At 45.9% G+C, this 26,792-nt stretch carries 30 protein-coding genes; 15 read left to right on the forward strand and 15 right to left on the reverse strand.

Annotated elements, in window-relative coordinates:
• Positions 1 to 12: 12 nt before the first annotated feature.
• Both ACT6NV_RS00600 and ACT6NV_RS00605 read right to left on the reverse strand, forming a co-directional pair.
• Positions 13 to 1,512, reverse strand: coding sequence for a S10 family peptidase (locus ACT6NV_RS00600; RefSeq protein ID WP_445385348.1), 1,500 nt, complete (start codon positions 1,510 to 1,512; stop codon positions 13 to 15).
• A gap of 110 nt (positions 1,513 to 1,622) precedes the next feature.
• The gene (locus ACT6NV_RS00605) at positions 1,623 to 3,080 is read right to left on the reverse strand and encodes a serine hydrolase domain-containing protein (RefSeq protein WP_445385349.1); all 1,458 of its coding nucleotides are present in this window, start codon (positions 3,078 to 3,080) and stop codon (positions 1,623 to 1,625) included.
• A gap of 147 nt (positions 3,081 to 3,227) precedes the next feature.
• On the opposite strand from ACT6NV_RS00605, the gene ACT6NV_RS00610 reads away from it, so the two are divergent.
• The 6 genes from ACT6NV_RS00610 (at position 3,228) to ACT6NV_RS00635 (ending at position 12,760) form a co-directional block, all read left to right on the forward strand.
• Positions 3,228 to 6,443 carry a WD40/YVTN/BNR-like repeat-containing protein gene (locus ACT6NV_RS00610; RefSeq protein WP_445385350.1) on the forward strand — a complete coding sequence of 1,072 codons (3,216 nt, stop codon included), beginning with the start codon at positions 3,228 to 3,230 and terminating at the stop codon, positions 6,441 to 6,443.
• A gap of 33 nt (positions 6,444 to 6,476) precedes the next feature.
• Positions 6,477 to 8,417 (forward strand): S9 family peptidase, encoded by a 1,941-nt coding sequence (locus tag ACT6NV_RS00615; RefSeq protein WP_445385351.1) that lies wholly within the window; start codon positions 6,477 to 6,479, stop codon positions 8,415 to 8,417.
• 13 nt (positions 8,418 to 8,430) lie between these two features.
• Positions 8,431 to 9,165, forward strand: a complete 735-nt coding sequence (locus tag ACT6NV_RS00620) for a DUF2490 domain-containing protein (protein WP_445385352.1) — start codon at positions 8,431 to 8,433, stop codon at positions 9,163 to 9,165.
• A 5-nt stretch (positions 9,166 to 9,170) separates the two neighbouring features.
• Entirely contained in the window at positions 9,171 to 10,388 is a 1,218-nt protein-coding gene (locus ACT6NV_RS00625; RefSeq protein WP_445385353.1) for a bifunctional alpha/beta hydrolase/OsmC family protein, read from the forward strand.
• A 135-nt stretch (positions 10,389 to 10,523) separates the two neighbouring features.
• The gene (locus ACT6NV_RS00630; protein ID WP_445385354.1) at positions 10,524 to 11,111 is read left to right on the forward strand and encodes a superoxide dismutase family protein; all 588 of its coding nucleotides are present in this window, start codon (positions 10,524 to 10,526) and stop codon (positions 11,109 to 11,111) included.
• Positions 11,112 to 11,554: 443 nt separating this feature from the next.
• Positions 11,555 to 12,760, forward strand: a complete 1,206-nt coding sequence (locus tag ACT6NV_RS00635; protein WP_445385355.1) for an LETM1-related biofilm-associated protein — start codon at positions 11,555 to 11,557, stop codon at positions 12,758 to 12,760.
• Positions 12,761 to 12,812: 52 nt separating this feature from the next.
• On the opposite strand, the gene ACT6NV_RS00640 is transcribed toward ACT6NV_RS00635, so the two are convergent.
• From ACT6NV_RS00640 to ACT6NV_RS00665, 6 genes are all read right to left on the reverse strand, one after another.
• The gene (locus tag ACT6NV_RS00640; RefSeq protein WP_445385356.1) at positions 12,813 to 13,568 is read right to left on the reverse strand and encodes a LytR/AlgR family response regulator transcription factor; all 756 of its coding nucleotides are present in this window, start codon (positions 13,566 to 13,568) and stop codon (positions 12,813 to 12,815) included.
• Positions 13,569 to 13,587: 19 nt separating this feature from the next.
• The gene (locus ACT6NV_RS00645) at positions 13,588 to 13,926 is read right to left on the reverse strand and encodes a 2TM domain-containing protein (protein ID WP_445385357.1); all 339 of its coding nucleotides are present in this window, start codon (positions 13,924 to 13,926) and stop codon (positions 13,588 to 13,590) included.
• Positions 13,926 to 14,231 carry a 2TM domain-containing protein gene (locus ACT6NV_RS00650; protein ID WP_445385358.1) on the reverse strand — a complete coding sequence of 102 codons (306 nt, stop codon included), beginning with the start codon at positions 14,229 to 14,231 and terminating at the stop codon, positions 13,926 to 13,928. Before ACT6NV_RS00650 ends, ACT6NV_RS00645 begins: the two co-directional genes overlap by 1 nt.
• A 40-nt stretch (positions 14,232 to 14,271) precedes the next feature.
• Positions 14,272 to 14,577, reverse strand: coding sequence for a 2TM domain-containing protein (locus tag ACT6NV_RS00655; RefSeq protein WP_445385359.1), 306 nt, complete (start codon positions 14,575 to 14,577; stop codon positions 14,272 to 14,274).
• Positions 14,578 to 14,603: 26 nt separating this feature from the next.
• On the reverse strand, positions 14,604 to 14,885 hold the full coding sequence (locus ACT6NV_RS00660) for a 2TM domain-containing protein (protein ID WP_445385360.1): 282 nt from the start codon (positions 14,883 to 14,885) through the stop codon (positions 14,604 to 14,606).
• Between the two features lie 115 nt (positions 14,886 to 15,000).
• Entirely contained in the window at positions 15,001 to 16,332 is a 1,332-nt protein-coding gene (locus ACT6NV_RS00665) for a 2TM domain-containing protein (protein WP_445385361.1), read from the reverse strand.
• A gap of 249 nt (positions 16,333 to 16,581) precedes the next feature.
• On the opposite strand from ACT6NV_RS00665, the gene ACT6NV_RS00670 reads away from it, so the two are divergent.
• From ACT6NV_RS00670 to ACT6NV_RS00690, 5 genes are all read left to right on the forward strand, one after another.
• Positions 16,582 to 17,199: an FMN-binding negative transcriptional regulator gene (locus tag ACT6NV_RS00670; protein WP_445385362.1), complete on the forward strand. Its 618-nt coding sequence runs from the start codon at positions 16,582 to 16,584 to the stop codon at positions 17,197 to 17,199.
• 40 nt (positions 17,200 to 17,239) lie between these two features.
• Entirely contained in the window at positions 17,240 to 17,626 is a 387-nt protein-coding gene (locus ACT6NV_RS00675; protein ID WP_445385363.1) for a hypothetical protein, read from the forward strand.
• Positions 17,627 to 17,639: 13 nt separating this feature from the next.
• Positions 17,640 to 18,131, forward strand: coding sequence for a GNAT family N-acetyltransferase (locus tag ACT6NV_RS00680; RefSeq protein WP_445385364.1), 492 nt, complete (start codon positions 17,640 to 17,642; stop codon positions 18,129 to 18,131).
• Between the two features lie 144 nt (positions 18,132 to 18,275).
• Complete coding sequence (locus tag ACT6NV_RS00685) at positions 18,276 to 18,488, forward strand: hypothetical protein (protein ID WP_445385365.1); 213 nt, start codon at positions 18,276 to 18,278, stop codon at positions 18,486 to 18,488.
• Between the two features lie 44 nt (positions 18,489 to 18,532).
• Positions 18,533 to 19,288, forward strand: coding sequence for a DUF2268 domain-containing putative Zn-dependent protease (locus tag ACT6NV_RS00690; RefSeq protein ID WP_445385366.1), 756 nt, complete (start codon positions 18,533 to 18,535; stop codon positions 19,286 to 19,288).
• Between the two features lie 147 nt (positions 19,289 to 19,435).
• On the opposite strand, the gene ACT6NV_RS00695 is transcribed toward ACT6NV_RS00690, so the two are convergent.
• Positions 19,436 to 19,672 (reverse strand): hypothetical protein, encoded by a 237-nt coding sequence (locus ACT6NV_RS00695; protein ID WP_445385367.1) that lies wholly within the window; start codon positions 19,670 to 19,672, stop codon positions 19,436 to 19,438.
• 99 nt (positions 19,673 to 19,771) lie between these two features.
• Here ACT6NV_RS00695 and ACT6NV_RS00700 point away from each other — a divergent pair, with 99 nt between their 5' ends.
• The gene (locus ACT6NV_RS00700; protein WP_445386650.1) at positions 19,772 to 20,719 is read left to right on the forward strand and encodes a LysR substrate-binding domain-containing protein; all 948 of its coding nucleotides are present in this window, start codon (positions 19,772 to 19,774) and stop codon (positions 20,717 to 20,719) included.
• A 61-nt stretch (positions 20,720 to 20,780) separates the two neighbouring features.
• On the opposite strand, the gene ACT6NV_RS00705 is transcribed toward ACT6NV_RS00700, so the two are convergent.
• Positions 20,781 to 20,978 (reverse strand): hypothetical protein, encoded by a 198-nt coding sequence (locus ACT6NV_RS00705; protein WP_445385368.1) that lies wholly within the window; start codon positions 20,976 to 20,978, stop codon positions 20,781 to 20,783.
• A gap of 126 nt (positions 20,979 to 21,104) precedes the next feature.
• On the opposite strand from ACT6NV_RS00705, the gene ACT6NV_RS00710 reads away from it, so the two are divergent.
• On the forward strand, positions 21,105 to 22,397 hold the full coding sequence (locus ACT6NV_RS00710; protein ID WP_445385369.1) for a D-alanyl-D-alanine carboxypeptidase/D-alanyl-D-alanine-endopeptidase: 1,293 nt from the start codon (positions 21,105 to 21,107) through the stop codon (positions 22,395 to 22,397).
• Here ACT6NV_RS00710 and ACT6NV_RS00715 read toward each other — a convergent pair.
• The 5 genes from ACT6NV_RS00715 to ACT6NV_RS00735 form a co-directional block, all read right to left on the reverse strand.
• Positions 22,394 to 22,999, reverse strand: coding sequence for an NUDIX domain-containing protein (locus tag ACT6NV_RS00715; RefSeq protein ID WP_445385370.1), 606 nt, complete (start codon positions 22,997 to 22,999; stop codon positions 22,394 to 22,396). The two genes, ACT6NV_RS00710 and ACT6NV_RS00715, sit on opposite strands and share 4 nt — an antisense overlap.
• Positions 23,000 to 23,018: 19 nt before the next feature.
• The gene (locus ACT6NV_RS00720) at positions 23,019 to 23,678 is read right to left on the reverse strand and encodes a DUF2461 domain-containing protein (protein ID WP_445385371.1); all 660 of its coding nucleotides are present in this window, start codon (positions 23,676 to 23,678) and stop codon (positions 23,019 to 23,021) included.
• A gap of 147 nt (positions 23,679 to 23,825) precedes the next feature.
• Positions 23,826 to 24,626, reverse strand: a complete 801-nt coding sequence (locus tag ACT6NV_RS00725; protein ID WP_445385372.1) for a TIGR00266 family protein — start codon at positions 24,624 to 24,626, stop codon at positions 23,826 to 23,828.
• A 159-nt stretch (positions 24,627 to 24,785) separates the two neighbouring features.
• Entirely contained in the window at positions 24,786 to 25,163 is a 378-nt protein-coding gene (locus tag ACT6NV_RS00730; RefSeq protein ID WP_445385373.1) for a hypothetical protein, read from the reverse strand.
• A gap of 106 nt (positions 25,164 to 25,269) precedes the next feature.
• Positions 25,270 to 25,722 carry a DUF4442 domain-containing protein gene (locus tag ACT6NV_RS00735; protein ID WP_445385374.1) on the reverse strand — a complete coding sequence of 151 codons (453 nt, stop codon included), beginning with the start codon at positions 25,720 to 25,722 and terminating at the stop codon, positions 25,270 to 25,272.
• 134 nt (positions 25,723 to 25,856) lie between these two features.
• Here ACT6NV_RS00735 and ACT6NV_RS00740 point away from each other — a divergent pair, with 134 nt between their 5' ends.
• On the forward strand, positions 25,857 to 26,339 hold the full coding sequence (locus ACT6NV_RS00740) for a DUF4870 domain-containing protein (protein WP_445385375.1): 483 nt from the start codon (positions 25,857 to 25,859) through the stop codon (positions 26,337 to 26,339).
• Positions 26,336 to 26,788 (forward strand): nuclear transport factor 2 family protein, encoded by a 453-nt coding sequence (locus tag ACT6NV_RS00745; protein WP_445385376.1) that lies wholly within the window; start codon positions 26,336 to 26,338, stop codon positions 26,786 to 26,788. Before ACT6NV_RS00740 ends, ACT6NV_RS00745 begins: the two co-directional genes overlap by 4 nt.
• Positions 26,789 to 26,792: the final 4 nt, after the last annotated feature.

Here is a 26,792-nt window from a genome sequence, read left to right on the forward strand (position 1 = left end):
AGTTGCTCAATATTAGTTTGAAGTCTGGTCTATAAAGGCATCCACATCTGTCTTGAATTGCTCCATAGACGGGGGATGCGTATACATCATATGCCCGGCCTCGTAGTATTTCATAATGATATTTTGCTTTAACTCGGGCTTTAGACCCATGTGATTTATGGAGTGTTCCACCCCATAAAAGACCGTTGCCAGGTCATAATATCCGTTCAATATGAGGATTTTCAGGTTCGGGTTGCGGTTCATGGCAGAGGTCATATCCGGCAGTGTGCTTACGGCAACCTGTGCATTCCAGCTAATATTTCCCTGGTGCTTCCAGTCCCACTTAAAACCTTCCCGCTGCCCGGCGGTGGTAACATAACTAAGGTCCTTTCGCACCCCCAGGTCCTCGTAGAGATAATTTTTAAAAGCCGCTATATAGGGCGAGGAAATGGCGTCGGATTGCGGATCGGTTTGGGCGAACTGCCCCAGCAGGTCTTCGTTAACCCCTGTAAATCGGGAATCCAGCCGTCCTACCGTTTCCCCCTCATCCCGTAATAATTCCTGAAAATACTCTCCATTGGTGACCCGTAAATCTGCCTTGAGCCAGAAATCAGCACTAAGGCCTGAATACATAGCCAGCTTTGAGGCAATGCTGTTTTTTTCCTGATTGCTGAGCTGATCGCCCTTCAGAAGGGCCGGGGCGTATTCAGATTCAGCAAAGGCCCTTACTTCCTGCAGAAAGGATTCCAGCCCTTTGCTTTTATCTGCAATTTTATTGTGGTACCAGGCGGTTGCCGCATAGGTCGGGAAATGGACCAGGTAGGCAATATCGTCACCCGGACCAAACAAAAGGTGCTGCAATTCAAAAACGGCAGAAACCATTATGACCCCGTTCATTGCAATGCCCTTGTCTTGCAGGTATTTTACAAGGCCGGCATTACGGAAGGTGCCATAACTTTCCCCCAACAGGTATTTGGGGGCATTCAATTTGCCGGATTTGATCAGGAATTGTTCGATAAAGAGACCAATGCTGCGGATATCCTGGTCTACTCCCCAGAAATCAGACCATTTCGCTTCCCCTACCGGCCTGCTGAAACCCACGCCAACAGGGTCGATCATTACCAAATCTGCCTTATCGAGTATCGAATAATTGTTGTTTACTACTTCATAAGGAGCCGGGCCGGTGTAGTCCGGATCGTTTACGACGATCCGTTTAGGGCCCAGTATCCCGAAATGCAGCCAGAAAGAGGCAGAAAGCGGTCCCCCGTTAAAGGCGAATACAATCGGCCTGCTTTTAGCGCCTTTAAGCGCATAGTGCGTATATCCGAACAGGGCAATGGGTTTATCATCCTCATCCCTGAGCAGGTGTGTCCCGGTTTCGGCATTCAGGGCCAGGGATTTTCCATTTATGGTTACCGATTGGCTCGACCGAAAGGTTTCGGCTTTTGGAATTTCTTTTTTGTCTGTTTCTTTTTTATCCTGCGCTACAATCGCAAAAGAACATATCAGAAACAAGAGGGTCAGTTTTTTCATCTCAGTGTGGTTTGCCCTGAAGATAAATGTTTTTGCTGAAATAAAGCTGAGGGATTTTTAAAAAGGCAACTGTATGGTTCTTACAACCCAACAGGGCTTTTGCTCCTTGCCTACTGCTCAATCCGGTTAAAGCGGAACCGGTTGTTCCAGAGGATTGACAGACCTGCCGAATCCCTTTCGAACTGAACCTCGTCTCCTTTCTCTATATCGATGAAGGTTAAGGAATCCATATGCTTTAAGATATTGGTGTCCCCGTTATTAGGGTCGTTTACAAAGAGGTTGCCGTCCTGCAGGCTAACCTCTATTATATAGTCTCCAATATCCGGGACCTGAAAATCCAGAATATAGTTTCCGGTTAGCCCCTGAATAACCCCTGCTTCAGTAGCCGTTAATACAACCTCTCTGGGGCTGGCCATTTCCCATTGATAATAATCGGAAATTCCCCGGGTGATTTCCCCCATCAAAGAAGTACCCTGGTCTGCATTGGTCATCACTATAATACCATTTCCATGATGGGCCGAGGCGATCATATTGTTACTGAAACCGGCATTTTTACCCCCATGTCCAAATAAAAGTGAATCCCCTTCTTTTAGGAGGGCAGGGCCCAGTCCCCATTCTCCCATATGCTTGTTGAGCATTTCGGAAACCATCTCCCCGGAAAGCACCCCATCCCTTTTTCCTGCAGCGATTTCCTGGATTTCGATGATGTATCGCCCCAGGTCAGAAGGGGTTGTCCACAATCCGGCAGCAGCCTGCTCCGGATAATTATGCCAAAGCCCTTCTATGATCTTTCCTTCCGAATCATAAGCCGCACTGGCCCTGTCAGTGAAATCGGGCCCCAGGGGTTGCTGGTAAGTGCTGTTTTCCATTCCTAATTCCGGAAGGATATGTTTTCCCATATACGCTTCCAGGACTAAACCACTTATGTCCTCCACCATTTTTTCCATAATGGTATACCCGCCGCCCGAATAGCGCCACATACTTCCGGGGATGGTATCAACCCGAATGGGCGGAGTGTTGCCTTTTCCGTCCAAAACCGCAATGATATCCGGAAAGGTATCCTTTTGCATATACCCGGGGAAACCATGTACGGTAACCCCTGCGGTATGTGTTAGCAACCTGCGGAGGGTAACTTTTTCGGTTTTGGTATAATCCGTTTCGGGTATTTGCCAGTCCCGGAGGTAGTCGTTTACATCTGTGTCCAGTTCCAGGATTCCCTGATCAACAAGATGTAGAGCCGCCAGAGCAGCTACGGGCTTACTGATAGAACCTGCCTGGAACAGGGTTGCTACTGTAACTTTTTCACCCGTTTGGGTGTTGGCCAGCCCGTATCCTTTGGCCCACTTTAATTTTCCAGCTGCCACCACGGCTATACTGATTCCGGGGACCTTATAGAATTGCATCCTGTCGTAAATATTATAATGTGCCGCGCTGTCACCGGCTACCTTAATAGCCGGTAAGAGGGAATTTTCGATAGCAGCTATTTCGCTGGATAGATCTTCCGGGGAATTTTGCCGGCAGGCTATAAATAAAATACAACAGCTAAAAAAGAGAAAAACGGATTTCATTTTAAAAGGTATAGGTTGATTAACTAAATGTACAAATTGTCAAATGAACCGACTTTATGAGCTCGCTACAGGTTTCCTATTAACAGACTTTTAAGACTTGCCGGAGGGCTTTTTAATATCTTTAGGCGACTAATCCAACACACCAAAATGAGAAAAATTTTACACCTCTGGATGCTGCTGGCATCTCTTACCCTTTCTTCACAGGAATTCAATATGAAACTCGCCGGGGACCTAAAGCCCCGAAACATCGGCCCTGGTGGAATGAGCGGGCGGGTCACCGCAATTGATGTGGTCAATTCCAATCCGGATATTATGTACGTAGGGACGGCTTCCGGAGGGCTGTGGAAATCCAACTCGGGCGGAATCAAGTGGGAGCCCATTTTCGACAAGCAGGTTACTGCTTCCATTGGGGCGGTAGCCATACAGCAATCCAACCCTTCCGTGATATGGGTCGGAACCGGAGAAGGAAACCCAAGAAATAGTTTAAATGGAGGTTTTGGGGTATTCAGAAGCCTGGATGGTGGAAAACACTGGCAGCGGATGGGCCTTGAAAACACCCGGCATATCCACCGTATTATTATCGACCCGGACAATCCCAATACCGTTTACGTAGGTGCAATCGGCTCCCCATGGGGCGAACACCCGGAACGGGGTTTATACAAGACAACAGATGGAGGGGAGACCTGGCAGAAAATCCTCTTTGTCAACAACAGAACAGGAGTAGCCGATATGGTAATGGACCCGTCCAACCCCAATAAAATTCTGGTGGCCATGTGGGAACATAAACGGGATCCCTGGTTTTTTAAATCAGGCGGGGCCGGAAGTGGTTTGTATATGACCCATGACGGGGGTAAAAACTGGAAACAATTAACTGAAAAAGAGGGTTTGCCTGCCGGGGACCTGGGCAGGATCGGGATTGCCATTTCAACTAACAAGCCAGATGTAATTTACGCCCTGGTGGAAGCTAAAAAGAATGCCCTGTACAAGTCCGAAGATGGCGGCTTTCACTGGAAAAAAATCAATGACAAAAATGATATCGGGAACCGGCCTTTTTATTACTCTGATATTTTTGTGGACCCCGAAAACGAGAACCGCGTATACTCTGTCTTTACATATGTGAATGTTTCAGAGGACGGTGGAAAATCATTTAAAGAGCTGATGCCGGCTTACGGAGTGGATAATGGGGTGCACCCAGACCATCATGCCTGGTGGATTCATCCGCAAAACGGGCAATTTATGATCGATGGGAACGACGGGGGGATGAACATTACCAAGGATGGCGGAAAGACCTGGAGGTTTATTGGAAATTTACCCGTGGGTCAATTCTACCATATTAGTGTGGATGAAGAATTCCCATACAATGTTTACGGGGGGATGCAGGATAACGGTTCCTGGAGGGGGCCGGCCTATGTATGGCGCGCCCAGGGTATACGAAATTCGTACTGGCAGGAGATTGCCTTTGGCGATGGCTTTGATGTGGTCCCGGACCGGGATAATTCGCAATATGGCTATGCGATGAGCCAGCAGGGTAACGTCCGCCGTTACGACTGGAAAACCGGAAACGACTATTCTGTCCGCCCCACCCCTCCTGATGACACCACCGAATTGCGGTTTAACTGGAATGCCGGAATCGGGCAGGACCCTTTTGATAACAGTACGGTATATTTCGGGAGCCAGTTCGTACACAAGAGTACGGATAAGGGCCTTACCTGGACCGTCATCTCACCGGACCTGACTACCAATGATCCGGAAAAACAAAAGCAAAAAGATAGTGGGGGCCTTACCATGGATGCAACCGGGGCTGAAAACCACTGTACGATATTGGTTATAGAACCTTCCCCTCTTGAAAAAGACATGTTATGGGTGGGGACAGACGATGGCCGCGTCCATATTACCAAAAACGGGGGAGCCTCCTGGACAGAGGTGACCCAGAATATAAAAGGACTTCCCAAAGGGAGCTGGATACCTCAGATCAGGGCCAGTACCCGGAGCAAAGGAGAGGCCCTGCTTATCGCCAACGATTACAGGAGGTATAACTATACCCCCTACGCCTACCGCACACGCGATTATGGTAAAAGTTGGGAACGTATTGTAGATGGCAAAGATGTTGCCAGTTATACCCTTTCTATAATTGAAGACCCGCAAAATCCCAAACTGCTCTTCCTGGGGACAGACGACGGGCTGTATATTTCCATGGACGGAGCAAATAGCTGGAAGAAATGGACCAATGGTTATCCAACGGTTTCCACCAAAGACCTCGCTATTCATCCAAGGGAACAGGATCTGGTAATCGGGACTTTCGGGCGCGCAGCCTGGGTATTGGATGATATCCGGCCCTTACGCGCTATTGCGGGGAACCCTGCCGTTTTATCAAAAGAGATCAGTCTCTTTCCAAGCCCGACAGCCTACCTTGCCGCATACCAGCAACCCTCTGGCATGCGTTTCGGCGGGGATGCAACCTTTAACGCGGAAAACCGCAAACCCGGGGCTATGATAACCTATTACCTGCGAGAAGGTAAACAGGAAGCCAGCGGGAAAAAACAGGAAGACTCAGAACAGCAGTCCCAGGAAGAAGAACAGGATTCCACTGATACCAAAAAAACAACCCGGGACTCTGTATTTCTTAAAATTTATGACGGTGAACGGCTGATCCGTACCCTGAAATACAAGACCCCGGATTCTGCAGGACTGCATCGGGTCTATTGGGGGCTAGACGAAGCGGGGCCGGACAGGCCTTCCCGCACAATTCGCAAACGCAATCGGGAACCGGGAGGCACCAATGTAAAACCGGGCAGCTACCGTGCGGTTATCCATTTGGGCGAGCAAACGGACGAAACAACTATTGAGGTTGCCCCGGATCCTCGTCTCGAAGGGAATCCCGCTGCCATTGAGGCTGCCTATAATGCCTCTAAAAAGCTGGAAGGATTTACGCAGACTGCCGCCGATGCCGTAAAACAGCTGGTGGAAAGCAAAAATATTGCTCAAAAATTCCAGAAGGACTTAAAGGAAAAAGACAAGGAGCAGTACAAAGAGCAAATAAAAGCCTCTGGGGAGATCGTAAAACAAATTGATTCCCTCATAGCCGATTATCTGGGAGTGGAAGATAAACGACAGGGTATTACCCGAAATCCTGAAATGACAGTACTTACGCGTATTCGAAATGCTTCCCGATATGCCGCAAGCAGGCCGGCAGGTTTAACAGCTACCGAGAATAATCTTATGGCGTATGCCGAAAAAGACCTGAAAACTGCCCTTTCAAAAACCAATGCCTTCTTTGCCGGGACCTGGAAAGAATACAGGGAAAAGATGCAGGCACTGGATCTTTCTCCCTTTAAAGAGACTGAAACCTTTAACGTGAATTAAACGTCTGATAGTACCTAACCTTAAATTAATAAAATGAAACATTACACGCTTATTATTGCCCTGATGGTTTTTCTGGGCTGCAAAGAGGAAGCCAAGGAGCCTTCTGTTGCAGAAAGCCTGAAATCCTATACCATCCAGCAGATGATGGATAACGAAAGTATCGGGGGAGGAAGTTTTTCTCCGGACAAATCCAAATTACTGATTTCCAGCAACCGTTCCGGTATCTACAATATGTATACCGTGGATGCTGCAGATGGAACCTTGTTGCCGGTAACAGCCTCCGATAGTTCTTCGGTTTTTGCCATCTCCTACTTCCCGGAAGACGAGCGCAAATTATTCCGTATGGATAATAACGGGGACGAAATCTACCATATCTATTTGATGGATCAGGAGGGTTCGTTCAAGGACCTAACCCCGGCCGAGGGAGCTAGGGCACTGTTTTATCGCTGGGCTCAGGATGATAAAAGTTTCTTTTATGCTTCCAATGAGCGGGATGGCCGTTATAATGACCTGTATGAAATGGATTTGGAAACCTTGCAGCCTGAATTGCTTTATCAAAACGAAGAGGGCTACAATCTGGAGGCTATTTCTCACGATAAGGCCTACCTGGCAGTTTCAAAGTCCATCAATACCAATGACAGCGATTTATTCCTTTACAGCTTTGAGGATGATGCCCTTATCAAAATCAATGAAAACCAGTCCGCCAATTCGGCTGAGGATTTTTCCCTTGATAATTCATCATTTTATTATACCACAGATGACGGAGCAGAATTTGCATACCTGATGAGGTACAATCTTGAGGATGGCAGCCGGGAAAAGGTGCTCGAAAAAGACTGGGACATCACAGGGACTTCGTTTACCAAAAATGGCAAATACAGGGTAACATATATTAACGAAGATGCCAAAAACACTATCGAAGTGATGGATACCGAAAGCGGGGAACTGCTGGAGTTGCCTTCCATGGATAATATGGACATAAGCAGTGTTGGCTTTTCTGATGACGAGACTGTGATGCGGTTTTATGCCGGTGGCTCCCACACTCCGTCTAACCTGTTTATTTACAACCTGGAAACCAAGGAAATGAAGCAACTTACGGATGTACTGAATCCGGAAATTGAGGCCAGCCATCTGGTACAGGCAGAAGTAGTGCGGTTTACTTCTTTTGACGGCCTGGAAATCCCGGCTATCTACTACAAGCCCCACCAGGCTTCTGCTGAAAATAAGGTGCCCGCCCTGGTCTGGGTACACGGGGGGCCCGGCGGACAGTCCCGCCAGAATTTCAGTTCTTTTTTGCAATATCTCGTAAACCATGGCTATGCGGTATTAGCAGTAAACAACCGCGGGAGCTCGGGTTATGGAAAGAGTTTCTATCAGATGGACGACCTGAACCACGGGGATAAGGACCTTAAGGATTGCGTGGCAGGTAAGGACTGGCTGGCCACACAAGCAGAAATCGATGGTGAAAAAATAGGGATCCTGGGAGGATCTTATGGAGGTTATATGACCATGGCTGCCCTTACTTATACGCCTGAGGAATTTGCTGTAGGCGTTAATCTTTTTGGGGTGACCAACTGGATCCGTACCCTCAGGAGCATTCCGCCCTGGTGGGAATCATTTAAAGACGCATTATACAAGGAGTTGGGTGATCCGAACAGTGCCGACTCCGTAAGGCTTCGGGCGATCTCCCCGCTGTTCCACACAGACAAGGTAACCAAACCGCTTATCGTTTTACAGGGGGCACAGGATCCGAGAGTTTTACAGGTTGAATCCGATGAGATTGTGGCCGGAGTTCGCAAAAATGGGGTTCCCGTGGAATACGTCCTTTTTGAGGACGAAGGACATGGATTTGTTAAAAAGGAAAACCAGATTAAGGCGTACAGTAAGGTACTGGATTTTCTGGATACCTACCTTAAGAAAGATCCGGGCACGCCTATACAGGACGATGCCCTGGAAGGTGAAATTGAATCAGAATAAGGCAAGCTTATCCATGATAACATCGGGTATTGATTACAATCATTTAAAGAAAGCAGGCCGTACATACGGCCTGCTTCTTATCCTGTTTTTTTGTTCTTTCCAATTACCCGCGCAACAAACCGGAGAAGACAAGTGGGGAGCCTGGTACATGTATTTCGGAACCAATCAGGTTGCCGATCGCTGGAGTATCCATTCAGAGGCGCAGTTCCGATATTATGAAACCCTCGGGAATTTTAATCAGATGCTGCTGCGAACCGGCCTGAACTATCACATAAGGCCAGATGCCTTAGCTACTATTGGATATGCCTATATCGATACCGATCCGAGCTTTGAGGATAGAGCGTTGGCTGATGCAGGTTTTGCGGGTAATAAAATTCTGGAGCACCGAATTTTCCAGCAATTCATACTCCGGGACCAGGTATGGGAGGTTTTGATTGAACACCGGTATCGGCTGGAACAACGTTTTCTGGAATTTGAGGATTTTAGTGAAACCCAGCACCGTGCGCGCTACCGCCTGCAACTCACCCTGCCACTGACCAGTACTTTTTTTATAAATTTCTACGACGAAGTATTCCTGAACCTACAGGATGAAATTTTCGGGCAAAACCGTTTATACGGCGCCTTTGGAGTACATATAACAGAAAAAAGCAGTCTGCAGCTGGGATACCTCAAAAACCATTTTAACGGGATTAATTTTGACCGCCTGCAAATAGGAGTCTTCTTCAACCCTGACCTGCGTAAAAAATAAGACCAATGCGATCTGAAAAAGTACATTTTCCATCTTATGAACAGGAACAGCTCACCGGTCGCCTGGAATTGCCGGTAGATCAACACCCGCATAATTATGCCCTTTTCGCTCATTGTTTTACCTGTTCCAAAAACCTGAATGCAGTCAAAAAAATCAGCAGGGCCCTGACCGGATTGGGTTACGGGGTTCTGCGGTTTGACTTTACCGGATTGGGAGAAAGTGAGGGATCCTTTACGGATACCAATTTTTCAGGAAACGTGGAAGATCTGCTTGCTGCTGCGCAGTTTTTAGAAGAAAATTACAAGGCTCCCCAACTACTCGTTGGTCATTCCCTCGGGGGTGCCGCCTGCCTTAAAGCAGCCTTTAAGCTTCCGGATATAAAGGCAGTTGCAACTGTGGGGGCCCCGGCCAATCCGGACCATGTTACCCACGTTTTTAGTTCAAAATTAGATGAAATTAAGGCCAATGGGAAGGCTGAAGTAAATATCGGAGGTCGCTCCTTTACCCTGAAGCAGCAGTTTGTTGAAGATCTCAGGCAACATCAGCTGAAGGATCAGCTTCAGGAGCTCGGAAAGGCACTTCTCATTATGCATTCCCCTCAGGACACGACAGTATCCATTAGCAATGCGGAAGTCCTTTACAAAGCAGCCAGACACCCCAAGAGTTTTGTTTCGCTGGACGGGGCGGATCACCTGCTCAGCAATCCGGCAGATGCAGAATATGCCGGAAAGGTAATTGCACAGTGGGCAGGGCGGTATGTTGGCATTCCGGAAGAACCGGACCTCAAAACCGCAGACCAGGTAATGGCCCGTCTGGATTCAGATGCAGGCTTTACCACCGATATGAAGCTTGGAAAACATTATATGCTTGCGGATGAACCTCGTGATTTTGGGGGCAATGATTACGGTCCTTCTCCATACGAGCTGGTTTCTGCAGGTCTGGCCGCCTGTACGGCCATGACGCTGCAGATGTACGCCCGGCGCAAAAAATGGGACCTGCAGCATGTTGAAGTTCATATCTCCTACAGCAAAAAACACGCGGAAGACTGTAAAGCCTGCGAGGCCAAAGATTCCAAAATAGACACCTTTGAAAGGAGTGTAAAGTTGGTTGGCGACCTGGATGATTCCCAGATCAACAAATTATTGGAAATTGCAGATAAATGCCCTGTACACAGGACATTGCACAATGAAATACAGGTCAAAACCCGTTTGGAAGAGCCATAACAGGCCGGCCAGATAGCCTGCAGCAGCCTATCTTCCAGCACCTCGTGATTACCAAAGGCAAACCATCACGACCCAAATAGGTTGACAACAATCCCAATTATGCTTACCTTTAAGAATAAACAAATGTCAAAAATCATGAAAAAAATAAGCCTACTGCTAATCGGACTGATACTAATGAGTTCATATAGCTGTAAAGAAGCCAAAAAAGAGGCCGAAGAAGCCTCAGAAGCAGTTGAAGAAAGCATGGAAATGGTACAGGAAGAGGTTATGGAAGAATCCATAGCTTTTAAAATGGAGCCCAAAAGCGATAGTAATGTAAGCGGGGAAGTTAGTTTTACCCAAAATGACGGGATGGTATCCATGTCTGCCACTTTCTCAGGCCTTACCCCAGGAGAACACGCCATCCATATACACGAAAAGGCAGATTGTTCTGCTGCGGACGGGACCTCAACCGGGGGGCACTGGAACCCGACTGCAGAGCCGCATGGCAAATGGGGAGATGAAGGCGGATACCATAAAGGAGATATCGGAAACTTTACGGCAGATGCAGATGGCAATGCCACTGTCAGTTTTGAAACGGATCAATGGTGTATAGGCTGTGAAGATCCAAATAAAAACATTGTGGGTAAGGCTGTAATTGTACACCAGGGTGTGGATGATTTCGTGTCACAACCAAGTGGTGCAGCCGGGGCTCGCATAAGCTGTACCGGAATTATTGAGTAGCTAAAATATATTTATTAAGTTCATTTTCTGAATAACAATACTGAATGGTTACAAACCCCCGGACGGAAACATATCGTTTTTGCCCGGGGTTCCTTTTTTTTTTGATCCCCCAGTTTAACCAAAATCAGGTCCTGTAATTCATTTTTTTAAAGACTGATGGGCTGCGTATACCTTAAGGGCAATTATTACCATTGCCGCCGCCCAGATGCAAAACAAAAATATTTCCATAACATATAGTTTAAGGTTTGGTTCAAGCTTTAACAGTACGGCTCTCCCGGTACAGTAAGCATTTGTGTTCTGTAGCGTTTCGATTTGGACCCATAAAGATAGTCTATTCGGTTTCTTACAGACTATTAATAATTAATAGCTTTTGAGAAGCTGCCCTCCTTAACACAGGGGTCATACCTTTTTTTAATTACTTTTGAATTTGAAAATTTACGGACATGAACCCGTCAGCATCCGGTTGGATCGATAAATTCGGTCACCTTACTGAAAAAACGATATCGCCCTATCCGGACCTCCCCTCGCTGGACAGGGATCTAAAATCCTGTGGCTTTACTTATGGGATCAATATCGGAATCCCTACCTATGTTGAGCCTACCCACCCTTTATCGCAGGACGAAAATGCCAAGGTCAACTTACTGGCCGGACTTTACTTCAGTTACAGGATTATCACCGGGGACAACAAGTACAAGGAGTTTTTAAGAAGTGTACTGTCCTTCTATAAAGGTCTGGAACTCGGTCAGCCCAATTTATTGCAAAAGATTTTCAGCGGAGGAAAACCTTCTTCCCAGTTGGAGAAATTACTGGATTCCAGGGTTTATTTGGGGGAATCCATTTTAAGCAGAACTTTTAATAGCTTGATTACCAATTCCCTGCTGGCGGTTGACCTGCTTACCTACCGGTCCTATTTAAAAGGCACCCATGATTTGAAATCCACTGCGCACCAGATGGAAGCTATGGTGATTAATCTGGTTTACCACTCCCTGGAATATCGCAAGCCGGGTAAAAGCACCCAAAAGCTAAGGGAGGTTTTTGAGGCATCACGCTCCTTTCTCGATGCCCAGAAACCATGTAATACAGAGGATTTTAAAAAGCTGCTTGCGGCTTACAGGAATACGGATGTGGCCCAGTATTTTCTGGACATCATTTGTTTGACCGTTTGGGAAGACGAATCTATTGAGTTGGTGGAACACAGCTTTGCAATTCGGCAGGGGAACATTCTTGGTTTTGAGGAATCGCAGGTGGTTTCTGCACTGAAAGATGTACAGACATTTTTTAAGTTGCATGCCAACCAGGCTTTTTACCTTAAACAGTCCAATACTGGCGGGCAACTTTATGAAAGCATGTCCAGACTGGTGGATAAACTGATCAGCAGGAATAGCAAGCGACTTAGAAAAGAATTACAACAAAGTGGTGAATTGATGCTATTGTTATCCAAATCGACCCTTCGGGAACTGAGCGCTGAGGAGAAAAAAAAGGTGCAGAATCAATTGCTGGATATCTTTAAAAGCATTCCTTCCCTGGCCATCTTTTTGTTGCCAGGAGGAGCCGTGCTACTTCCTATTTTTATAAAACTGATCCCAAAGCTCCTTCCCTCCTCTTTTGATGAAAATCGGGTTGAAAATAAAGAGAAAAATAAACTATAAGAAAATTCTATAGTAGCAATTAGTTTACTACAATCCAGTGTTTTAAACCTCTTTACTCTAACCAAAGCTTAAAATCTTTTACGCGTTCCCGACTTACAATGATTTCCTGTTCACTGTACCGATTTAATTTGATTTTTAGACGGGAATTGGAGTAAGAAATGATATCGCTGATATGATTGATATGGATGTAGAATTTTCGACTGACCCTGAAAAAGGTGTCCGGGGATAATTCGCTTTCGAGTTGCTCCAGGGTAGTGTCCAGCAGGTAATTTCTCCCGTCTGCGGTGGCCGCATAGGTTCCCTTGTTTTCACTGTAGAAACACTCAATATCCTCGGCGTTGATGATCTTAATATGCTGCCCTACTTTGGCTGTAAATCGTTTTTTAAACTCCCGCTCCAATGGATTTACCAACATGTTTCGAATATCCTCAAAGTCTATCTTCAGGCCTTCTTTTGAAGGAGTGTGTTTTCTGTATTGTTCAATGGCAGACTGAAGCTCTTCTTCATCTATTGGTTTTAGCAGATAATCAATACTATTAAGTTTGAATGCCTGCAGGGCGTATTCGTCATATGCGGTTGTGAAAATGATGGGACTCCGTATTTCCACTGCATCAAATATTTCAAAAGAAAGGCCGTCCGATAATTGAATATCCAGAAAGATCAGGTCGGGGTGCGAATGTGAATTAAACCAATTGATAGATTCTTCCACGGAATGCAACATATGCGAAACGCTAACCCCGCATACTTCCAGTAAACGTGCCAACCTCCTTGCTGCCGGCTTTTCGTCTTCAATAATCAATACTTCCATGGGCGAACACTCAAACGTATTATCGGTTTTTAAACTTTTCTGCCTCCCGCTTGTCCTCTTCTATAAATTTCTGGATCTGACGCTGCTCCCACTCCTTTCCAAAAAAAGGATTGAACCGAAATACCCGGATCCCATGTATGGCCAGGCCAATTCCCCAGAAAAAGCCCGTTCCGAGGTTGGGCCAGGTAAGTACGAAGCGGTCTTCGCCTCCCTGTACATATCCCAGAAGGACAATAATAAAGATATTGATTATAAGGTAAATGGTCAGGTGGATATAGAATCCCTTGATCTCCTCTACCCGCTTTTTGGCGCGCTGCAGTTTACTCTGCTGCTCAACCTGTGTGCCTTTGTATTCCATTATTTCCATTTTTTCTCATAGGAATCTTCTTCCCGCATTAGTTCTTGCATTTTACGAGCCTCCCAGCCGGGTCCCAGAAAGGGCAGGAGGTTAAAAACACGAAGGGCCTGGAAAACCAATACGATCCCCCAAATGGCTATTACGAATAATACCCACATCTCGCGCCACATATTATCGTAATAATTGATGACCAATAAAATACCATTTACAATAATGTAGGCAGCCAGGTTATTGTAGAACTTTTTTAATTCCTCCAGGCGCTCTTTTGCCCTGAGATATTTTTGGTGTTGTTGTGAATCTTCCATGATCTTTTTATTTATTGCTGGCAGCTTATGCCTTGTAACTTTATTCCCAGCGATTGGCAGGTTTATCATCTTCATTCAGGAATTCCTTGATCTTGCGCTCCTCCCATTCCTTTCCGAAAAAAGGATTGAGGTTAAAGGTCCTCAAGGCATGGAAAAACAAGCCGATACCCCATCCAAAAGCAGCCCAAAGGAACCACATGTAGCGCCATTCATTGGTAAGGTAATTTATGACGGCCAGCAAAATCATCACCATAATGTAAGAGGTGAGATTTCCGTAGAATTTCTTCAATTCTTCCACTCGCTCCTTGGCTCGTAAGTATTTGTTTTCTTTACTAAAATCTTCCATGGTTATGTTTTAATAATGATCAGTGTTTAAAAATCATCCTGGGACATCAATTCCCTTATTTTGCGTTGTTCCCAGTTCTTCCCCAGAAAAGGGCTGTATCCGTAGGCACACATCCCATTGATGATAAGACCCAGCCCCCAAGCGACGGCCGGAATTAGAGCCCAAAGAAAACTTGAGGTACGGGAGTTAAGCCAGAATAAAAAAGGGATGACAATCAGGTAGGCCAGTAAATTGGAGTAAAATCCCTTAATACAAGCTACTCTTTTTCTGGCCCTTTCGTATTTTTCCTGTTCTTCAAAAGTTTTCATGACTATTCGTTTATTGATTTGAATCAAAAGTCGGAACTGTTGTTTGCAAATTGAATTATTGTTTTCCGAATTGTCATAAAAGGGACCTGAATTGTAAAATCAGCACAGAGTGGGATCAGAAGTCTTCCCGGTCCATCAACTCCTGTATCTTGCGCTCCTCCCATCTCTTGCCCCAAAGCGGGTTGTATCCATAGGCCTTCATCCCATGCATTACCAGGCCAAAACCCCACCCCAGGGCCGGGAAAACTGCCCAGAGAAAGTCTGTAGTTCTGAAATTCAACCAGAATAAAAACGGGATAACAAGTAAATAGGATCCGAGATTGCTGTAAAATTCCTTAATGGCCTCTACCCGCTCCCTGGCTTTTTCATAGCGCTTGTCAGAAATATAATCTTCCTGTGTTTGCTGAACGCTTACCTGCCGCGTAAGCATAGGAATTGCAACACTAAAGGTATCTGCCGTTTTATGGATAAGGGGCTGCCGCTCGGACAAGAGGGAATAACGCTGCAGAATATTTTGCAGGCCCACCCCACTGGATTTACGGACCACCTGCTTTTCCTGTAAATTATTGGAAACTACAATAAAGCCATCGTCCTCCCTGACCACGATTCGCAAGGGATTACCAGCATTTACAACATTGTGTTTTACGGCATTTTCGAGCAATAATTGCAGGGACAAGGGTACTATTTTGGCCTGCGGATCCGAACATTGCTGGGGGATTTCAAAAACAATGCTGTCTTCAAAACGCATCTTGAGCAGTTTTATATACGTGTTCGCAAAGGCGTATTCCTCATCTACCGGAACCAATTCTTTGTTTTTTTGTTCCAGGACATATCGGTATACCTTGGATAGGGCCGTAGTAAACCGCTGAGCCTGCTCCGGGTCTTCCTCTATCAGGCTGGTGAGTACATTCAGGCTGTTAAAGAGGAAATGCGGATCGAGCTGGTTTTTTAAGGCATCAAACTGGGCCGAGGCTGTTCCGGCAATGATCTTTTGTTCCTTTACACGGTGTTCCTGCCGGTGTTTGTAGTAAAAAAAGGCATAAAAGATGCCGGCAATGATCAGTGCCAGAAATATAGAATTATAGTAATACTCCGGCACTTCCTGCGCAATGAATTCCTGGAATCCAATCCCGAGGCTCACAGATATAATTAAATACCGGGCAATAAAAACAGCAACCAGAGACACCAGGGTATGGATTGAAATGGCATAGGCCAGGCGTTTCCAATGGAACATGGCAGGGCCCCATTTGATAAACTGAAACCTGAAAACGTAGAAATTAGCCATGTAAATGATCCAGTTAAAGACCATATGCCTGGAGAAGTCCTTCCAGAGCTCAGCATCAAATGCAATCTGATATCCGTTAAAAAAACGTATTCCGGTGAAAAGCAGAAAGAGGATTACTCCTATAAGGGTAGCTCTTACAAATTCTTTAATGACGGTCTTCATGTAGTACGTGCCTTCTTTCTGTGGGCGGAATTGCACTGAAAGAACAATTGTCTTTCCGGTGCCCTGCCATAAAGTTATAAAAAATACGCCCAGCTCTTTGTTAGAAACCAGCCGGGCCCGGGTTTAAAGATAGCTCACCGGGGCGCGCTGCGCAGGATATTATTTACCGAATTGCCAAATATGGCGGACCAACTGTAACAGATGGGGTATAATATGTATTTTCGTTTAGGTCTGCGAAAATTAGTTAGTATGTACATCCCACCCGTTTATAAGAACACCAATGCGGAACAGGTAAGAACCTTTATCCGGGAAAATGCTTTTGGAATTTTGATATCCGCTGAAAAGGAAGGAGCCGCCCCCCTGGCAACTCATCTGCCGCTGGAACTGGAAAAAGAATCAGGCCCTGAATTGTACCTTTACGGGCATTTTGCACGGGCCAACCCGCATTGGAAAAACCTGAAGGAGGGTCAGGAGGTATTGTGCATCTTTAATGGTCCTCATTCCTACGTTTCCTCTTCCTGGTATCAGGATGAAGAAGTACCCACCTGGAATTATATTTCGGTTCAGGTGCGCGGGGTGTACCAACAACTCGATGAAGAAGCCCTTCTGGCTTCATTACACCGCATGGTTGACAAATACGAAAAAGGGTCTGCCGAACCTGTTTCCCTTCATGACATGTCTGAAAAGACCATGAGACAGATACGCGGTATTGTTGGGTTTCGAATCCGCATAACTCAAATTGAAGCAGCGTATAAGCTATCCCAGGGACGCGAAGCAGACCACCCGCGAATTGTGGAAGAACTGAACAAAAGGGGGTCAAATTCCCGGGCAATCGCCAGAGCAATGGGCAAAAAAAATCTTGATTGAATCCGTTAATATGGGTATCTTTATAAGAAAGACCTAACCCATGCTCAACAATAAATTCTGGCAGGGCTTTTTTGCCCTGGCCCCGCTAATAAGCGTATTCCTTTTACTCATTACCTATTTGTCCTTTATTTTTGAAATTATCCGGCGGGAAGGCGATTTTGGCCACTATTCATCCGAACCCCCTATGGCCATCCTCGGAGGCCTGGGTATCTTCTTTATCGTTATTTTCCTGGTTATCCTGATTTCACTGGGGTCCCTGGTTTTTTATATAGTACATGCAGCCAAAAACCCGGATTTGCAGCAAAACAACCTGTTATTAGTCTGGATATTGTTATTTGTTTTTGCCAACGGCATTGGGCAATTAATTTACTGGATTGTGGAAATTTTGGGCAAACCGGATAAATCAGTGCCTGCTAGCGGTAGCTGATATTCACGCAACCATGTCTGTATCTGCTGGCAAAGAACTTGTGCTTGAACCTTTCAGGGAGGAGCATGCCAGCGCCTTTCGCTCTTTAAATGAGGCCTGGATCCGCACCTATTTCAAAATGGAACAGCCCGATTACCTTTCTCTGGGCAATCCAAAAGGGTACATTCTGGATAAAGGGGGACATATCCTCGTAGGAGTGCTTGGCAAAGAAGTAGTGGCCGTTGGTGCGCTTTTGATAAGCCCCTACCCTCAATACTCTTATGAACTTGCAAAAATGGCCGTTGCTCCCGATTTCCAGGGAAAGGGCTTTGGACAACAACTACTCTCCGGACTTCTCGATTTGGCAAGGAAGAAAGGGGCTCAGCGAATTTATCTGGAAAGCAGTACGCTGTTGGTTCCTGCCCTGTCCCTGTATCGAAAATTAGGGTTCCGCGAAGTAAATTTACCCACTTCTCCCTACGAGCGCAGTGATATCCGAATGGAGTTTGACCTGCGGGAGCCCTAAGGGTTACCTATTAGGCCCTATCGCCGGTCCCCAGAAAGAAGCTCCCGACAATTCAGCAGCCTTTTTTACAGTTGGGTTGATCGGATTACGATTGGCAAAGAGGATCCCGCAACTTTGATCCGTATTAATCAAAAAACAACAACCATGAGATCATTATTGCTTATTAGTATTTACATTGTGATTTACATTGTGGGTATCTTTACTTCCAATGCACAGCAAAACACAGGTGCAACCATAAGAGTTGTACTTGAAAACCTCCTGAACGAAAAAGGGGAAATTAAATTATCCTACCAATCCTGGGAAGGACAATCTCTGAAGCCTGGTGTTTGTACTTTCCAAGGTCTTGTTTTGTTGTAACATTAGATTAATTACCTCGTCTTGTTTTCTAAAAGCAATAAGAGATGAAGAAATTACTCAGAAGCCTCCTTTTGATTATTCCGGTCTCATGGATTTTTTCCTGTAATCCTGATTCGAAGCACACCACTACAGCGAATGTGGAGGTTATTTTCCAGGAAGACTCCTTGAAATTTTCGACACAAAAAAAAGCATTTATCCAAAAGGCTGTATCCCATGCAGAAAAAGAAGTAAGAGAGCTGATACCAAACCTTCCGGACAGCATACGGGTTATAATTGAACAGGTAGACTGGAATTTGGACTTAGTGGATGGTGTTACCGGCAGGACGGAGCGCAACTCACCTCCCCTTGTGCTGATTCAAGTATCCAACAATTTCCAGGGAGGCATTGCTGATTCACTGGCAACCGGGTTGCGATCCACAATTTTCCACGAATTCCACCATTTATACCGCGGCTGGGCCATACAGGATAACAAGTTTGGACCGGGGATTCCCAACGCCATGGTCAATGAAGGATTGGCCGTTGTTTTTTCAGAGGTATACACAGGAGATATAAATACAGTAAATGCATACACCGATGAGACCGATACCTGGGTAAAGGAAATTTTGGATCTTCCACTTAATGCAAGTTACTCAGATTGGGTAATGGGGGAACACCCTGATGGTAGAACCTACATAGGATATCGGGCGGGGAATTACCTTATCAGGCGGGCTATGGAAAAGTCAGGAAAAAATGTCCTGGAGCTGAGTAAGCTAGCGCCAGGTGAAATACTTAACCTGGCTGGATACAAGGATCTCAGGTAGTTGACAAAAATCCGGTAGCAGCTCATTTAAACACAGAGGATCTGCCAGGGGTTTCGTAACTATTACAAAAAGTACGCTTCGATTCCTGATACAGGCTGTGATTCGAACAGAGGAAACACCAGCACCGGCGAGTAGTTTTAATTCCGGCTAAACTTTCTCGGCCAGCCGGGCCTTCAACACTCTGACGGTTTTTTCCGGTTTGGTGATATAATCACTCATCATGGCATTGGCACCTTCGTCATCTGCTTTTACAGAGGCCGGTAGATTCCAATGTATCCCCCTGAGGTTCTGATAATTGGTCTGAAAATTAGCCAGCCTCGTATTCAGATCTGCTGGAAGGGCCTTAGCCTGCCCAGTAGGTAACCATATACGGTTTATTTCCATAATGCTTAAGGCTTTGCATAAAAAAATTGAATATTGAATAGCTTAACAATCAGTTTTTTCAATACATTTTTTAATTTTAATGTAGAAAAGGATCCGTCTATGACCATCACCCAGCTTCAATACGTACTTGCGGTAGCCGAATACCGGAATTTTACGGTTGCAGCTGAGAAGAGCTTTGTAACCCAGCCTACCCTCAGCATGCAGGTCCAAAAATTAGAGGACGAACTGGATATACAAATTTTTGACCGCAGCAAGAAACCCATTTCCATAACCGAAGCCGGGCAGAAAATTGTGGATCAGGCACGTAACATTGTAAATGAGGCAGCCCGCATAAAGGATATCGTCGATCAGGAAAAAGGATTTATTGGCGGAACCTATACCCTGGGTATTATTCCAACAGTAATGCCTACACTACTGCCCATGTTCCTGAAAACATTTATCAATACCTATCCAAAGGTGCAGTTGATGATCAAAGAACAAAGCACGGAAAGCCTGATTAAAAATCTCAGAGAAGGGCACCTGGATGCGGCCATCGCAGCAACCCCTCTGGGAGTTGATGATTTGGTAGAGCGACCATTGTATTACGAACCCTTTGTGGCCTATGTTCCGGATTCACACAGGCTTTCGCAGTCGGGCAAATTAAAGCCGGAAGACCTGGATATTAACGATATCCTGCTGCTGGAAGACGGGCATTGCTTCCGGGACGGGGTGATCAATCTCTGTAAAGCGGGATTTAATCCCAGTCAGGACCATTTTCAACTGCAAAGCGGCAGTTTTGAAACCTTGCTGAACCTTGCTGATGAGCAAATGGGAATGACGCTACTCCCCTATTTGCACACTTTGGGGCTGGACGATAAGCGCAGGAACCGGCTGAAATATTTTCAGGAGCCGCCCCCCGCCCGGGAAGTTAGCCTGATTTATCATAAAAAAGAACTCAAGCAGCAAATAACCGCTGCAATCAGGGAAACCATTGCCGCTGTAGTCAGGGGGGCAATAGTCTTTCAGGACGTACGCATCATCAATCCGTCCAAAAAGATGAATACCTGAATTTTACCCGATCGGTTTCTCCAAAAAAGAAAAAGTCCCCACAGCTGAGGGGACCTTATTTTTAAACCGGTAGATAAACCAGGCTTTGCTGTAATTCTGGCTTATCTGTTGTAAACTGCAAAAGCCATTTTTTTAACTCTTCTAATTCTTTTGGTAAGAGCCGATCGATTGCTTTTTTCAGTTCTCTACTAAATAAGCGTGCATCAAAACTTACCTTCTGGAGTACCATTTTGGTATACTCCAACATCGCTTGAGCCATGTTTCAGAATGTTTAGTTAGACTGTTGTTACTTCAAAATTAACCAAAAAAATGATTTTATTATTGTTCGGCTCCCGTTAAAAATTAAATAATTTCTTGTTAATTTCGTTGAATAGCATCAAACCCCTTGCAAATTCACCCTCTCTCTAAAAACTTCTTTCTCCCGTTTTTACTGGGCCTTTCAATTGTTGTAAGCAGTTGTTCCACCAATCGGAAAATTAACCGTTTCGTAAGCAATCAGGTGGGTGATCAGGTAGTGGCCGATCAGTTTACCGGGCTCTTAATAATAGATGCCAGCAACCGGGATACCATTTACTCCCAAAACGCAAAAAGACTTTTCACTCCGGCCAGCAATCAGAAGCTATTTACCCTGTATGCTGCGCTCAAAACACTCCCCGAAAAGCTGCCGGCACTGAAATACCAATACGAAGGAGATTTGCTGTATATACTGGGAACCGGTTATCCTGCCACCCTTCATCCCTTCTTTCAGGACAGTACGGCAATACATTTTTTAAAGGAACAAAGCGGCACCATCCTGACCCGGCAAAACCTGGAGGAACCCTACTGGGCCCCGGGATGGGCCTGGGAGGACTTTGACCGTGGGTATATGCCCGAAAAAACCGCCTTACCCATTTATGGCAATGTGCTGCGGCTACAGCAAAGCAGTCAGGGGCTTGAGATCCTCCCCCGAATTTTCAAAGACAGCATCGTAGTAACTGAAGGCAAAAGACGCCGGGATTTGACCCGGAACCGTTTTTACATCAAGGGAAACATCCCCGATACCCTGCACGTCCCATTGCGACTGGACTTTGACCTGCAATTGAGCCTCTGGGGTGAAGCCACAGGGAAGGAATTGAATCAGGGGGCTGATCCCTCAGGCGAAGATTTCCTTGTGCTTGAGGGTATCCCTACCGATAGCCTTTTGCGGCGCATGATGCAGCAAAGCGATAACTTCCTGGCCGAACAGACTTTCCTTATGGTGTCTTCCACCCTTGGGGATGAACTGAGTTTTGAAATCGCCAGGGATTATATTTTGAAAGAGCATTTAGCCAGCTTACCTCAGAAAGGGCGCTGGGTGGATGCTTCCGGCCTCTCCCGCTATAACCTCACTTCCCCGGAATCCCTGGTTTACCTCTTAAACAGGATGTACCGGGAGGTACCACGGCAACGGCTGTTTGGTTTATTGGCACAGGGAGGAGCAGATGGCACACTGAAAGATTACTTCAGGGACGAAGCCGGCCCCTATATTTTTGGAAAAACAGGAACCCTCAGCAATAACCATAGCCTCAGCGGATATCTGCTCTGTAAATCCGGCAAGACTGTGATCTTCAGTTTTATGAACAACCACTACATCCAACCTACCCGTCTGATCCGTGATCGAATGCAGCGAGTACTGAATTGGGTACGGGAACACTACTAGAATTTTTCAAACGTCGCTTTTAGGGGGCCGTAGAGCGCTGCATATTGCAGTAGTAAGAGGGTTTTGGCATCCCTGATTTGGTTATTTTCCATTGCCTGTAATGCCTCTTTATAAGTCCACTCCAAAAGTTCAATGTCTTCTGATTCGGCAGCAAGCCCTCCCCCTTCGTTCTGTTTCATTGCTGCATTATACCGTGCAACAAAAAGGAACATCCTCTCCGTCACGGCTCCCGGGGAGGTATATACCTCCATCACTTGTTCCACACCCGCGACGCTGTATCCGGTTTCCTCAAGGATTTCCCTTTGAATACAAATCTCCGGTTCTGCCTGATCAAGTACCCCAGCGCAGGCCTCAGTAAGGAAACCCGTCGGATTCCCGTTAATATAAGTTGGCATCCGGAACTGTGAAGTTAGCAGGATGGTCTCCGCCTGCGGATTATACAATAATACGGCTGCCCCGTTTCCTCTGTCATAGGCTTCGCGCTGCTGTCGGTCCCAACTACCGTCGCTCCGCAAATAGTCAAAGGTATAACGGTACAGTTTGTACCAGGCATCCGATAAGATTTCCTTTTGAATGTTTCGCAGTCTCTGGTTTAAGGGCATCTGTGTTTTTCTTTGGTTTTTAGGTTGCCACAGACAGGGCTTTATTGAGATAACGTCTGAAAGGGAGCATTTCAAAATAGGTTTCAAAGATCTTTTTCTCAAAATCGGGACTAAATATCGCCTCTTCGGGCAAATTCCGCACCACTGCAAATGTTTTCTGTTTTAACAGGTCTGCCTGCGGATGATTGGCAGGATAGCCTTTGGGCATGCCCTGCAGCATTTCATCCTTATAGAGGCTTCCAAACATTTTATTAAAGGATGGCTTTTGCAAAATAGCTTGCAAGACTTCCCCGTCATAGTCGATTGCAGCCCTGACCCTGTTGAGTCGTTCAGGATCCGGGCGCCAGAGGCCACCCGCCAGAAAAGATCCTTTCAATCCTATTTCAATGTAGAAATCAGCAGTTTTTGGAGCCTTATCCAGACCGGCTCCGAAATGGTCCTTGTAAACAGGCTTGTTCGGGTGAAACATCAGGTTATTGTTTATCCTGTTGATCCCCCTTTTACCAGGTGTCGGGTAATAATCAGGATCCATTTGTGCCAGTTCAGAATCCAGCCCGTCCAGCCACCGGATAAATTCATGGCGCAAAGCCTTATAGCGGCTACGGTGGCGATCCATCCAATCCTTGGAATTGTTTTGGTTGAGTTCTTCTAAAAACGCAAGTAATGCTTTAAAATCCATAAATCTTTTCGGGAAAATGAAACATTGCGGGGACAGGGCCCTCCCCTCCCCGGTTTAAATATAAACAAAGCCCCTGAATTGAATTTTCAGGGGCTTTGCATCCCTTATTTCGATATCAGATGGCGTTTTTCTAATGCCATCGGGGAATTAAAACCGGTTATCCCCGTCAATAAGGTCTCCCAGTCCGCCCAGAATACTGCCTTCGCCTTTGTCCTTTCCCCCACCTTTGGGAGCCGCCGCCCAGATACGGTCGGCCAGTCTGCTGAAGGGAAGGGATTGGATATAGACCACACCCGGTCCCGTTAAGGTCGCAAAAAACAGGCCTTCTCCCCCGAAAAGGGTATTGCGGATCCCGCCTATAAATTCAATATCGTAATCCACTGTCTGGGAAAAACCTACCAGGCAACCGGTATCTACGCGAAGTTTCTCTCCGGGCTGCAACTCCCTTCGGGCCATGGTCCCCCCTGCATGTACAAAAGCCATTCCGTCACCTTCCAGTTTTTGCATGATAAAACCTTCCCCGCCAAAAAAACCACGCCCCAGGCGCTTTGAAAATTCTATCCCTACAGATACCCCTTTGGCGGCGCAGAGGAAAGCGTCTTTCTGGCAGATAAACTTTCCTCCTTTTTCTGAAAGGTCTATAGGAACAATTTTTCCCGGGTAAGGCGAAGCAAAACTAACAGACCTTTTGGCCTGCCCGTCGTTGTAAAAAGCCGTCATAAAAAGGCTCTCCCCTGTCAAAATCCGCTTTCCGGCAGAAAAGATTTTGCCCAGGACCCCCGTATCCTTCTTGGAGCCGTCCCCGAAAATGGTTTCCATCCGGATGTTGGGATCCATCATCATAAAGGATCCGGCCTCGGCGACTACAGCTTCCATAGGATCGAGTTCAACCGATACATACTGCATCTCTTCGCCGTGGATTTCAAAGTCTATTTCGTGTGCATTCATAGGTTTTTTGTCTTAAGGTTAGTTGTGTTTTTATGTTATCGATAGCTGTCTTCCGGATATATCCGTGAAACCAGCCTTTTAAAATTACAGCTATTTGGCGTTGCCAGCCATCTCGTGGCTGATCAGTAGCTTTAGTTTGGTTTTTGTTACACCTGTGCGTTAGCCCAGCAACCACTTGCGACCTTTGCGCGGGTTTTTGAACAACTTCATTTGATATCCCATGTTGTCCATAGCTGTTTGCGTAAACAGCATCTCAGCATACTGTTGGTCATTTTGGACTACTACAGCCAATCGATAGCCGGGATCCCATCCAAAGCCCGAAGCCTTTTTTACCAGGTTGAACTTGGTTTCTGCTCCGTAGAAGCCATCGAATTCCATAATGGCCAGGATCTTATCCAATTGGTGCTCCTTGCATAATTCGGATATTTTCGTCCATCGTGCTACGGCTTCTTTCAGTTCTTTTCCCTTCTCTATCTGTATTTGGATGACTACCTCAAGATGCTGTGGATTTACTTTAAATTCCATAGAGTAGCCCATACCCAAACTATTTGAATTTAAAATAACTAAAATTTCAGATTCCGGGAAATACTTGCAGAAATACCTCTGTTAACCGATGGCCCACCCTGAGTGCCCTATTCCAAATTCATTTCAACTTGAGGGTCCATTCAAAGGAAAAAGTACTCACTACCTGCCCGTCCCTGTCCGTGCCAACGGCTTCCAGCCAAACGGTCTGCCCCTCCCCTGTGGATAGGGTACGGGTAACGGCATCACTAACCTTGTCACCACCATTACAGACAAACTGAATCCGTCCGGTGGCCTTCTTGCTAAAGTTTGCTTTGTTATTTAAGACGAGCATGGAGACCGGCTTGCCACTTTTACGAATTTCCTGGATGACCAGGGCCCCAGTACTGAATTCAGCTGCCATCCCCTGTACCGCCCAGAACATGGACTTAAATGGGTTCTGGTTCACCCAGCGGTGTTTTACAGAAGTAATGGCCTTTTGAGTGTCGATTTCTTTTAACCGTACCCCACACCACCAGGCCGAGGGGAGTTTAAAAAACATAAAACGATTGAACTGAGCGGGTGAAAGGGCCATTAACAGATTTATTAGAACATAAATGTATCAAAAAAAGTGGATCACTAAATTGTTAATTATATGTTAAATTATAGTACTATGTTTTGCATAATACCTTCTTTAGTATATATATTTGCATAAGAAATAACTATGCCATGACAGAAACATTGTCAAAACACGAACGAAATCTGGCCGCGATCATTCACGGTTCCACCTTTAGCAGGTTCTTTATTCCCTTTGGAAACTTCCTGGTACCCCTGGTATTGTGGATGGCTAACCGCAAGCAATACGAATTTGTAGACTACCACGGGAAACAGGCACTTAATTTTCAAATCAGCCTGCTGCTTTACAGTGTTATCCTGGGAATGATTTCCATCCCGTTTTTTCTTGGCTTTCTCCCCAATATTTTTGACGGGGGCTTCCTGGAATGGAATGATTTTGATCACGCCTGGCCCTTCAGTTTCCATTTTGATGGTAACTTTTTTGATTTTCCAGGTTTGTGGGTTCCGGCAGGAATCGGCGGCATCCTGAGTCTGGGGATTTTTGTAGTCAATATCACCTACACCATTCTGGCTACTATCCGAACCAATGAAGGGGAATACTTCAGGTATCCCATTACCATAAAATTCATCAAATGAAAAAGCTGCTGAACTATTTGTCCGTAATCACTTTGCTCTGTGCCGGTACGCTGTCAGCCCAGCTTGAAAGGGATTCGGATCTATTCCAGACCATCCTGAAACAGGACCAGGTGTATTTCGATGCTTACAACGATTGTGATCTGGACACCCAGGCTGCCTTACTTAGCGATGACCTCGAGTTTTATCACGATCAGGGAGGGCTGAGCCTTTCAAAATCAGATATTCTCAGCAGTATTAAAACCAACATTTGTGGCAAGGTAAGGCGGGAACTGATTGCGGCAAGTGTTGAAGTCCATGAGATCAAAGGCTTTGGGGCCGTCGAAATCGGCCTGCATAAGTTTTATAACAGGGAAGAACCCGATGCCATATCCAAACCCAGTCGCTTTATTACCCTTTGGAAAAACGAGGGGGACAGCTGGAAGATGCATCGAATTGTCAGCCTGCATTGAAGTA

It is taken from the genome of Robiginitalea insularis (assembly GCF_052497835.1).